Origin of the sequence: Saccharopolyspora shandongensis (assembly GCF_900106995.1) — a bacterium.
Lineage (GTDB): Bacteria > Actinomycetota > Actinomycetes > Mycobacteriales > Pseudonocardiaceae > Saccharopolyspora > Saccharopolyspora shandongensis.
In genome coordinates, this window is record NZ_FNOK01000078.1 from 25,916 (window position 1) to 36,071 (window position 10,156).

Annotated in this window: 8 protein-coding genes and 1 pseudogene; 5 read left to right on the forward strand and 4 right to left on the reverse strand. The window is 68.6% G+C overall.

Going from position 1 to position 10,156, the window contains the following annotated elements:
* Positions 1 to 12 precede the first annotated feature (12 nt).
* Positions 13 to 1,098 carry a transaldolase gene (gene tal / locus BLW84_RS42305; RefSeq protein WP_093277854.1) on the reverse strand — a complete coding sequence of 362 codons (1,086 nt, stop codon included), beginning with the start codon at positions 1,096 to 1,098 and terminating at the stop codon, positions 13 to 15.
* 12 nt (positions 1,099 to 1,110) lie between these two features.
* Positions 1,111 to 3,159 carry a transketolase gene (gene tkt / locus BLW84_RS42310; protein ID WP_093277856.1) on the reverse strand — a complete coding sequence of 683 codons (2,049 nt, stop codon included), beginning with the start codon at positions 3,157 to 3,159 and terminating at the stop codon, positions 1,111 to 1,113.
* 437 nt (positions 3,160 to 3,596) lie between these two features.
* On the opposite strand from tkt, the gene BLW84_RS42315 reads away from it, so the two are divergent.
* The 5 genes from BLW84_RS42315 (at position 3,597) to BLW84_RS42335 (ending at position 8,311) form a co-directional block, all read left to right on the forward strand.
* Positions 3,597 to 3,815, forward strand: a complete 219-nt coding sequence (locus BLW84_RS42315; RefSeq protein WP_093277858.1) for a ferredoxin — start codon at positions 3,597 to 3,599, stop codon at positions 3,813 to 3,815.
* A 2-nt stretch (positions 3,816 to 3,817) separates the two neighbouring features.
* Positions 3,818 to 5,215 (forward strand): NAD(P)/FAD-dependent oxidoreductase, encoded by a 1,398-nt coding sequence (locus tag BLW84_RS42320; RefSeq protein WP_218157699.1) that lies wholly within the window; start codon positions 3,818 to 3,820, stop codon positions 5,213 to 5,215.
* Positions 5,216 to 5,261: 46 nt separating this feature from the next.
* Positions 5,262 to 6,524 (forward strand): cytochrome P450, encoded by a 1,263-nt coding sequence (locus BLW84_RS42325; RefSeq protein ID WP_093277862.1) that lies wholly within the window; start codon positions 5,262 to 5,264, stop codon positions 6,522 to 6,524.
* Between the two features lie 174 nt (positions 6,525 to 6,698).
* Positions 6,699 to 7,685: a ring-cleaving dioxygenase gene (locus BLW84_RS42330; protein ID WP_093277864.1), complete on the forward strand. Its 987-nt coding sequence runs from the start codon at positions 6,699 to 6,701 to the stop codon at positions 7,683 to 7,685.
* Positions 7,682 to 8,311, forward strand: coding sequence for an alpha/beta hydrolase (locus BLW84_RS42335; protein WP_093277866.1), 630 nt, complete (start codon positions 7,682 to 7,684; stop codon positions 8,309 to 8,311). Before BLW84_RS42330 ends, BLW84_RS42335 begins: the two co-directional genes overlap by 4 nt.
* Before the next feature lie 195 nt (positions 8,312 to 8,506).
* On the opposite strand, the gene BLW84_RS49630 is transcribed toward BLW84_RS42335, so the two are convergent.
* The gene (locus BLW84_RS49630) at positions 8,507 to 9,307 is read right to left on the reverse strand and encodes an FAD binding domain-containing protein (protein WP_245761766.1); all 801 of its coding nucleotides are present in this window, start codon (positions 9,305 to 9,307) and stop codon (positions 8,507 to 8,509) included.
* Between the two features lie 287 nt (positions 9,308 to 9,594).
* A pseudogene (locus BLW84_RS50590) lies at positions 9,595 to 9,672 on the reverse strand (hypothetical protein); the annotation flags it as partial.
* Positions 9,673 to 10,156: the final 484 nt, after the last annotated feature.

Sequence of the window (10,156 nt, forward strand, 5' to 3'; positions counted from 1 at the left end):
GGTCGGTTCGGGTCAGGAGGAGGGATGGGCGAGTGCCTCCCGTTGCGCGGAGATGCAGGCCAGGAGGTCGTTCCAGGAGGCGACGAAAGAAGCCGCGCCGTCGCTCTGGAGCTTGGCCGCGAGCGCTGCGACATCCACGCCTGCGTCGGCGAACCGCGCTAGCGTCGCGTCACAGCCATTGCCGTCGACGGGCATCGGCTCGCCCACTTCGCCGTGATCGTAGAAGGCCTTGAGCGTCTCGTCGGGCATCGTGTTGACCGTGAACGGTGCGGCGAGTCCGTGGACGTACAGCGTGTCCGGCGCGTCGGGATCCTTGGTGCGGGTACTCGCCCACAGCAGTCGCTGCATGCGTGCGCCGGCGTTCGCCAGGCGTTGCACCCGGTCCGAGTCCATCAGGGCGCGGTACGTCCGGTACGTGTCCTGTCCGACCGCGAGGCCGAGCCGGTCCCGCAGCTCTTCCGGTACTTCGCCGCTGACAGCCGCATCCCAGCGGGACATGAAGACGGAGGCCACCGAGCCCACGGCGGGATCGAGCCCCCACTCCGCCCGTTGCTCGACGCCGGTCAGGTACGCGTCGGCGGCAGCCCGGTAGTGATCGGCCGAGAACAGCAGGGTGACGTTCACCGGTATGCCCGCGGCGATGCACTCGGTGATGGCCGGAAGACCTTGAGCGGTACCGGGAATCTTGATGAACAGGTTGCTCCGGCCGGCTCGCGCGTGCAGTGCCTTCACCGCTTCGATGGTCCGTGCCGTGTCGTACGCCAGGAGGGGCGAGACCTCCAGGGACACCCAGCCGTCCACACCGTCCGTTCTCTCGTGAATGGACAGGAAGAGATCCGCGGCTCGCCGGAGGTCCTCGATGGCCAGCTCGAAGAAGAGCTCTTCGTCCGGCTGTCCCGACTCCGATTTGGCGCGGATGGCCGCGTTGTACGAGCCGGAGGAGATGTCCTTGTCGAAGATCGAGGGGTTCGACGTCAGACCGGTGACCGCGTAATTGTCGATGTAGTGCTGGAGCCGGCCGGAGTCGAGCATGTCGCGGGTGATGTTGTCGAGCCACAGGCTCTGCCCGAGCTCGTGCAGGGTCTGAGTCGCTTTCACGTCATCGCCTCCTCAATCCGGAGCCACCAGTTCGCGTGCCACCTGCGAAATGCGCTCTGGGGTGAATCCGAACTTCGTGAGCAGCTGTTTGAGGGGTGCGGAGGCGCCGAAGGTGTGCATGCCGACGATGGCCCCGCCGGCACCGACGTACCGGTCCCAGCCGAGCGTCGAGGCCCCTTCCACCGCGACCCTCGCCGTCACCGTCGGCGGCAGCACCTGAGCGCGGTACTCCCGCTGCTGGCGGTCGAACAACTCCCAGCACGGCATGCTCACCACCCGGCACGCGATGCCCTCGTTGGTGAGTTCCTCATGCGCGGCCAGGGCGAGCGGCACTTCGGAGCCGGTGGCGAGCAGGATCACGTCGGGCTCGCCCGAGGGCGCGTCCGCCAGCACGTAGGCACCGCGCGCGACACCGCTGGCCGCCCCGAGCCGACTCCGATCGAAGGTGGGAAGGGCCTGCCGGGAGAGGATCAGCGCTGCGGGCTCCCGGCGGAGTGCGGCGACCACTCGCCAGGTTTCGACGACCTCGTTCGCGTCGGCGGGGCGGAAGACGAGCAGCCCGGGTGTTGCGCGCAGCCCGGCGAGCTGCTCGACGGGCTGGTGGGTGGGTCCGTCCTCGCCGACGCCGATGGAGTCGTGGGTGAAGATGTGGACGGTGGGGATCTCCATCAACGCGGAGAGGCGGATGGCCGCCTTGGCGTAGTCGGAGAAGATCAGGAATCCGGACCAGTACGGGCGGAGCTTCGCCAGCGCCATTCCATTGGCGACGGCGGCAGCCCCGTGCTCCCGGACGCCGAGATGCAGGTTGCGGCCGAACCGGTCGTCGGGCTGGAAATCGCCCGCTCCGCCGAACGCGAGCCGGGTCTTGGTCGACGGCGCCAAGTCGGCGGACCCGCCGAGGACCCAGGGGATCGCCTCGGCCACGGCGTTCAGCACCTGGCCGGACGAATCGCGAGTCGCCAAGCCCTTCGGGTCGGCCGGGAAGGTGGGCAGCGCGGCGTCCCAGCCGTCCGGGAGCTCGCGACGCTGGATCCGTTCCAGCTCCTCGGCGAGGTCGGGATGGGCGCTGTGGTAGGCGTCGAACGTCTTTTCCCAGGCAGTGCGCAACTTGGCGCCCCGCGCACCGATGCCTTGTGCGAACCAGTCGGGCACCTCACCGGGAATGTGGAAGTCCGCGTCCGGCGGAATTCCGAGGGCCTGTTTGGTGGCTCTGACCCCCTCCGGCCCGAACGGTGCTCCGTGCGCTTTCGGTGAGTCCTCGACCGGCGAGCCGTAGCCGATGTGACTGTGCACCAGGACCAGGGTCGGACGCTCGGCCTCGGCCCGGAAGGTGTGGAAGGCGCGGCCGATCTGACCGAGGTCGTTGGCATCGGCAACGGTGGTCACGTTCCAGCCGTAGGCCAGGAAGCGGGCGGCGACGTCCTCGGTGAAGGTGATGTCGGTGTGGCCCTCGATGGTGACCCTGTTGGAGTCGTAGATCCAGCACAGGTTGGACAACTGCAAGTGCCCGGCCAGCGAAGCCGCCTCGGAGGAGATGCCCTCCATCATGCAGCCGTCGCCGGCGAGCGCGTACACGTCGAAGTCGAAGAGCGTGAAGTCCTCGCGGTTGTACCTCGCCGCCAGCCACTGGCCGGCGATCGCCATGCCCACCGAGGTGGCGACCCCCTGGCCGAGCGGGCCGGTGGTGGCCTCGACGCCGCTCGTCCACCGGTACTCGGGGTGACCGGGGCAGCGCGAATCGAGCTGCCGGAAGGACTTCAGGTCGTCGAGCGCTACCGACGGGCGGCCCAGCACCTCGTAGTCGGGATCGACAGCGCGAACGCCGGTCAGGTGCAGGAGCGACCAGAGCAGGGCAGAGGCGTGGCCCTCGGAGAGCACGAAGCGATCGCGGTTCGGCCAGATGGGATCGGCGGGATCGAAGCGCAAAAACCGCTGCCACAGCAGGTATGCGACGGGCGCCATGCCCATGGGAGTCCCGGGGTGCCCGGAATTCGCCTTCTGGATGGCGTCCATGCACAGTCCGCGAATCGTGTTCACCGACAGCGTGTCCAGGTCGGTCATCGCTACGCCCCCGTGCTCTCGATGGCGGTCCACGCCTGTGCCGCATCGACGGGCCTGGTCGAGCAGGGCGCCGCGGCCTCGCGATGAGGCGGGTCACCGGTCCGGAACGAACCGCCTCGGCAGGCCAACTGCGTGGATGTTCGGCCGAGGATTGGCCATCTCGGCCGAGCGTAGGTCTGCCCGTACCCCCGCTCAACTTTTTGGCCGTACGTCCGGATGTCCGGATGGGCCTCGGGGCGTGGCTGCGCACGTGCGCGCGGTGCGGATCGGAGGTCGGGTTGTGGCTTAAGGCTCTTTCGATCAATTGCGAAAACCTCGATCGTGGCATGGGACCGGGTTCCCGCCGGTAGCGAATCGGCGCTGGCGCTGAATCCGCGCGGCGTCGGACGACCGTTCGATGGTCGCTGCGGGGTGGGATGCGCGGAAGGAGTGCGCCCATGCGGATCGTCGTGGACCTGAATCGGTGCCAGGCGTACGCGCAATGCGTGTTCCTGGCCCACGAGATCTTCAGATTGAGCGGTGAGGAGGCGCTCACCTACGAGCCGAACCCCGATGACGCGCGGCGCCTGCAAGTCGAGCGAGCCGTTGCGGCCTGCCCGGTGCAAGCGATCGTGATGGACCGCTTGGACGGCGCGGAGCGGGGTGTGTCGTCATGACCATGGCGGCACCACTCGCGGAGTTGGTGCGCGATTTCAAGGCCAAGGGCCGGATCGTCATCGTCGGCGCCTCGCTGGCGGGGCTGCGGGCCGCCGAAGCCTTGCGCGCGGAGGGCTTCAGCGGGTCCTTGACCATCATCGGGGACGAGCCGTACGAGCCCTACGACCGGCCCCCGTTGTCCAAGCAGGTGCTCAAGGGGTGGGTACCGGCCGACCACACCCTGCTGCCCCGCCTGCGGGGCGTGGATGCGCAGTGGCGGCTCGGGGTGGCCGCCACCGGATTGGACCGGGCGTCCAGGCAGGTGCGCCTGGCCAACGGCGAACAGGTCGGGTACGACCGGTTGCTGATCGCCACGGGCACCCGCGCACGGCAATGGCCCAATCCGACCGAGGCCGCTTTGGCGGGCGTGTACGCGCTGCGCTCGCGCGATGACGCCGCAGGGCTGCAACAGGCGTTGGCCGCGCGGCCGTCGCGGGTCCTGGTCATCGGCGCCGGTTTCATCGGCTCGGAGGTGGCCTCCGTCTGCCGAGAACTCGATCTCCCGGTGACCGTCGCCGAGCGGGGCCCGGCGCCGCTGGTCGGCCCGCTCGGCGGAGTGATCGGCGAGATCGCCGCGGAGATGCAGCGCGACCACGGCGTGGACCTGCGCTGCGGCGTGGGCGTGTCGTCGCTGGAAGGCGACGCGAGCGGACACGTGCGGCGTGCTCGGCTCTCCGACGACACCACCATCGAAGCCGACGTGGTGCTGGCGGCGCTGGGGTCGATCCGCAACGTGGAATGGCTGCAGGGCTCCGGGCTGGCGGCCGGCTTCTGGGGCGTCGGCTGCGACGCCGGCGGTCGTGCCTTCGACATCAACGGCGTGGTGACCGACACCGTCTACGTGGCCGGGGACGTGGCGCGTGCGCCCCACGTGCTCTACGAGTACGAGTTCCTGGCCATGGAGCACTGGGACAACGCCGTGTTCGGCGCTGAGATCGCGGCCCACAACATGGTGAACCTCGAGCCCGACTACTACCCGCACCTGCTGCTGCCCGGCTTCTGGTCCGGTCAGTTCGGCGTCAACATCAAGTCCGTCGGCGTCCCGCCCTTCGCCGACGAGATCGCCTTCACGCAGGGGTCGGTCGAGCAACGCCGCTTCGCCGCCGCCTACGGTCACCGGGGCCGCATCGTCGCCGCGGTCACCTTCAACCAGGGCAAATGGCTGCCGCACTACGCGGGGCTGATCGAGCGATCGGCTCCTTTCCCGCCCCCGCCGCCGGGCTGGGACCAAGCCGACGACCTCAAGCCGATCCCGGCTGAATTCCCGGAACACGGCGTCCCGACGGCGATACCCGACGTTGTCCTGACCGGACACGACCCGAGCGAGCGCAGAGCCGAGTTCCGGCCGCGCCGTCGCTGACGCGCCCTCGGGATCACGCGGGCACAAGAGGAAAGAGAACATCACCATGAGCGAGGAAACCCCTTGGCAACAGGTCCTTCGCTACGAAAACCGCGCCAATCCTTACCCGTTCTACGCCGAGCTCCGGAAGACCCCGGTGGCGCGGCAGCCGAACGGCACCTACGTCGTCAGCACCTACCGGGAGATCGTCTCGCTGCTCCACGACAACCGGGTCAGCTCGGATCCCACGAAGCGCCCCGCGACGGCCCCGGGCGCGGACCCGGCGGAGCCGGCGACCGAGACGATCACGGCGGCCGATCTGGAGCCGAGCATCATCGACTCCGACCCGCCCGAGCACGACCGGAACCGCAGCATGATGCTGCGACACTTCTACGGCCCGTCCGATTCGCCCCACCAGATCTCCGACCTGGACCCCGAGATCCGCGGCATCGTGGCCGGCCTCCTGGACAACATGAAGGGCAAGACCCGGATCGACGTCGTCGACGATTTAGCCTACCCGCTGCCGGTGACCGTGATCTGCAAGGTCCTGGGCGTGCCGCTGGAAGACGAGCCGCGCTTCCACGCCTGGATCAGGACTGCCCTGGAAAGTTTCGACCTCGGCCCGGAGCCCACCGCCGAGGAGATCCAGCGCGAGGCGGTGGACGGGCACCGGGCCGTGCAGGAGTTCGGGGAGTACATCACCGGGCTGCTCGACCGGTACTCCGAGCAGCCCGGCCCGGGCATGCTCTCGGCGATGGTGCACGACGACGGCCCGGAGGGCCGCATGTCCCAGGGCACGCTCGTCACCAATGCCGTGCTGCTGCTTTTCGCAGGGCATGAAACCACGGTCAACCTGATCGCCCACAGCGTGCTCACCCTGCTGCGGCACCCCGAAGCGCTCGCGAAGCTGCGCCGCCGGCCCGAGCTGATCGTGCCCGGCGTCGAGGAGCTGCTGCGCTTCGAGTCGTCGGTCCAGTTCTGGCACACCCGCTCCGCCCTCGACGACATCGAGATCGCGGGCACCACCATCCCGAAGGGCGCGCCGATCTTCCTGGTGTACGGCGCGGCGAACCGCGACCCGGATCGGTTCACCGATCCCGACGAGCTCGACCTCGAACGCCCCGACAACCAGCACCTCGGGTACAGCCAGGGCATCCACTTCTGCTTCGGCGCTCCGCTCGCGCGGCTGGAGGTCCAGGCCGCGGTCGGCGAGTTCGTCCGCCGCGTGCAGAACCCGCGGCTCGTCGAGGACCCACCGCCGTACCGGCGCAACCAGATCTTCCGCGGCCCGCGCCACGTCCTGGTCGACATCGACGGGATCGCCGACTGACCGGACCCGCGCAAAAGCGATCGCCCTGCGCACTGGTGCGTCTCTCGAACAGCACCACACCGGATCCGCAACCAGGCACATCCGCCGCGGCTCTTGCTTGTTTTCTGCCGGGAATATATCTTTCCTGCGAGATGTTTCCAGGGTTGTCTTTCATCGGAACCGCAGGAGGCGATCATGTCGATCAGCACAAGTGGCCTGCACCACGTCACCGCCATCGGTGGGAACCCGCAGCGCAACGCCGACTTCTACCTGCGCACGCTGGGTTTGCGCCTGGTCAAGACGACGGTGAACTTCGACGACCCCGGCACGTACCACCTGTACTACGGGGACGCCGAGGGCAAGCCGGGCACGCTGGTGACCTTCTTCCCGTGGAAGGACGTTCCGCACGGGCGCAGGGGTGCTGGTCAGGCGACCACGACGTCGTTCTCGGTCCCGGCGAACTCGATCGGTTGGTGGGAGCAGCACCTCGCAGCGGCCGGGGTGCAGACCAGCCGGATCAAGACCTCCGACGAGGAGGACACGCTCGGTTTCCGGGACCCGGATGGCCTGGCGATCGCGCTGGTGGCGCACCCGCAGGGTGATCCGCGGAACCCGTGGGACACGCCGCTGGTGCCGGGGGAGCACGCGATCCGGGGGCTGCACTCGGTGACGATGACCGTGTCGCAGGAGGACGCGACGGCCGGGACGCTCGTCGACGATCTGGGGCTGAAGTTCCTGCGTCAGGACGGCAACCGCCTGCGTTTCGCCGCCGGCGACGGTGGCCCGGGCGCGTTGGTGGATGTGCAGGTGGCCCCGGACGCGCCGCGCGGTCTGGTCGCCGGTGGCACCGTGCACCACGTCGCTTGGCGGGTGCCTGACGACGCGACCCAACTGGCGTGGCGCGAGGAACTGGTCGGCAAGGGCTTCAACGTCACGTCGATCCTGGACCGGCAGTACTTCCACTCGATCTACTTCCGCGAGCCGGGCGGGGTGTTGCTGGAGATCGCCACCGACGATCTCGGGTTCAACGTGGACGAGCCGCTGCTGGAACTGGGCCGCGCTCTGAAACTGCCGCCGTGGCTGGAACCCAAGCGGGAGCAAATCCAGGCGGCGCTGCCGGAACTCGACCTGCCCGACGAGAACAACCCCGAGGTAGCGGAAAGGCTGGCTGAGCGGCGATGAGCGCCCTGTCCCTACAGCACCGGTTCGTCGAGGGATCCCCGGACGAACCTGTCCTGCTGCTGTTGCACGGCACCGGTGGAAGCCCGGAAGACCTGGTGGGGCTCGGAAGGGAGATCAGCCCGGGAGCCGCGTTGCTGGCTCCTGCGGGCCCGGTATCCGAGAACGGGATGGCCCGCTGGTTCCGGCGTCTGCGCGAGGGTGTTTTCGACCACGAGGACGTCGTGTTCCGGGCCGGCCGGCTCGCCGACTTCGTCCTGGAAGCGCGCGAGGAATACCAGTTGGGGACGCGGCGGGTGGTCGCCGTCGGGTTCTCCAACGGCGCGAACATCGCCGCTGCGACGGCCTTGCTGCGTCCTGATGCGCTGACCGAGGTCGTTGCGTTCGCGGCGATGCTGCCGGTTCCTGATCCGCCGATGCTCGACCTGGCCAAGACCCGGGTGTTGCTGTCGAACGGGTTGCGGGATCCCTTGGCGCCGTTGGTGTCGACGAAGGAACTCGTGGCGAAGCTCGAGGAACGTTCCGCCGAGGTGGTCACCCATCAGCACCCTGGCGGGCACCAGATAACCCGGGAAGGGGTGGAGGTCGCGCGGAACTGGCTGCATGAAGGCCACGCCCTGCGCCCGTGATCGGTGAGCTTCCCCGGTCGGGGAGCCGAGAAGTCCGGCTCCCCGACCGGGGAAACTCGTTCACGGCCGAAGCCACCGAACCCAAGCTCGCCCTCGAGTGTCCACAGGGGACCGTCGACGTCCGCCGCGGGGCCAGTGCGACGGTGCGCACGAACCGCTGCTGTTCGGCCGAGGGCGGGTGCGAGGGCTGTGTTCTCAAGCCCCCAGGAACTGGCGGCCGATGGTGGTGCCGAGGGAGGAATTCGACGCGAGCCGCATCCCCATGGCCGCCAATGTGACCAGGTGCGCGAGCCGCTGTGCCTCCCAGTCCTCCAGGCGGCGGGTCGGCAGCCGTTCCGGCGGCGCCCATCCGTCCAGCGCGCTGGCGAGGCCGGCGGCATCGCCGAACGCTTTGGACGTTCCCGACGCGGTGTGCGGCCGGACCGTGCCCGCGGCATCGCCCATCAACACCGCGTGGTCGGCGACCATGCGGCGGGGGGAGAGGTCGAGCACGGGCTGCATGAAGACGTGCGACAGCCGAACGAGCGTGGTGAGCTGTGGCGGAAGCGAGTCGGTCGCCAAAGCCAGGAGCTCCGTGGTGATCTCCGGAGTCAGCTCGCCGGGCGGGAGGAAATGCGCATATCTCCTGCCGGAGCGGCCAGTGAGGAGTCGCGGCAGGTTCTCCTCGGCCGTATTGACGTACCACACCCAATTGACGCGTCGTGCACCTTCCGCGAGCTCGCCGTTGGGTCCGGGCACCAGGTAGCACAGCAGTTGCATGCCGTTCGCGCCGAAGAAGGTGAACCGGTCCGAGAGCAGGTCGAGGAGATCGTCGGGCAGCGCGGATTCGGGTTCCAGCCCGCGCCAGGCGACATAGCCGGCGTAGGTGGTCGCCGTGGCGGGATCGAGCAGCGCGCGCGTTGTCGAGCCGATGCCGTCGGCGCCGACCAGGAAGTTGCCGTGCGCGGTATGACCGTTGGCGAAGGTGGCCGCCACGTCGTGGCCTTCCACTCGCACGGCCTCGAGGGGGGGCTGTCGAGGTGGTAGCACGCGTCAGCCAGCGGCTTGCGAAGTGTGCGGTAGAGAGCGTCCCACGAGGTCATCAGCTGTGGGGCGACGTACCGTCCGGGCTTGCCGTGCAGGTGGAGTTGCTGGCGCTCGTGCAGTTCCACGCTCACCGATCGCGCGGCTGCCCCCAGACGCATCAGCAGCGCCTCGACCTCGGGCTGCATGACGATTCCTGCGCCGCGAGGCTGCATCTCGCCGGGCGAACGCTCGTACACGGTGATTTCCGCGCCGATGGACCGCAGTTCGTGCGCGGCCGCCAGACCGCCGAGGGATCCACCGATGATCAATGCTGTGAACGTGTTCTTCTCGGGCATGGGAACACCGAATTTTCCGGCTGCGAGTAATACGGCGTGCGCGATGTGGGCCTAACTGACCCCCTGACGCCAACCTATCCGCCGCCACGAGCGCGTGCGCGGCGACCGGAGGGGCTGTGCGCTGCGGGAGTGGACTTCGAGCGCTCCCAGCGCACGGAGCTCCCGACAGCCTCGATCATGCCGGAGTGATTGACTGTGCGTGCGCTGGGGGATCAGGATCGGTGCGCTCGCAGACAAATGTTTCCTGTTCTAGGGTCTGAGCTTGCGAGCAGGTCCGGAGTGCTGCGCGCACCTTCCTGGCCATTTCGCCGTAGAGCCCGAACGAGATACCAGGAGCTGAAAGTCTGATGTCCGACGCCGTCGAGCCGGTTGAGCCGGTATTGGAAGCTGCGGCTGCCGCCTTCGTGGAGGCGACTGCCGATCCGCCGTATCTGTTCGATCTTCCTCCGGCGGAGGGACGCAAGGCCGTCGACGAGGTGCAGGC

What these genes read in the sequence shown, in the direction of transcription:
- BLW84_RS42325 (WP_093277862.1), top strand. Translation starts at nt 5,262, where the DNA reads ATGAGCGAGGAAACCCCTTGGCAACAGGTCCTTCGCTACGAAAACCGC.
- BLW84_RS42330 (WP_093277864.1), top strand. Translation starts at nt 6,699, where the DNA reads ATGTCGATCAGCACAAGTGGCCTGCACCACGTCACCGCCATCGGTGGG.
- BLW84_RS42320 (WP_218157699.1), top strand. Translation starts at nt 3,818, where the DNA reads ATGGCGGCACCACTCGCGGAGTTGGTGCGCGATTTCAAGGCCAAGGGC.
- BLW84_RS42315 (WP_093277858.1), top strand. Translation starts at nt 3,597, where the DNA reads ATGCGGATCGTCGTGGACCTGAATCGGTGCCAGGCGTACGCGCAATGC.
- tkt (WP_093277856.1), bottom strand. Translation starts at nt 3,159, where the DNA reads ATGACCGACCTGGACACGCTGTCGGTGAACACGATTCGCGGACTGTGC.
- BLW84_RS42335 (WP_093277866.1), top strand. Translation starts at nt 7,682, where the DNA reads ATGAGCGCCCTGTCCCTACAGCACCGGTTCGTCGAGGGATCCCCGGAC.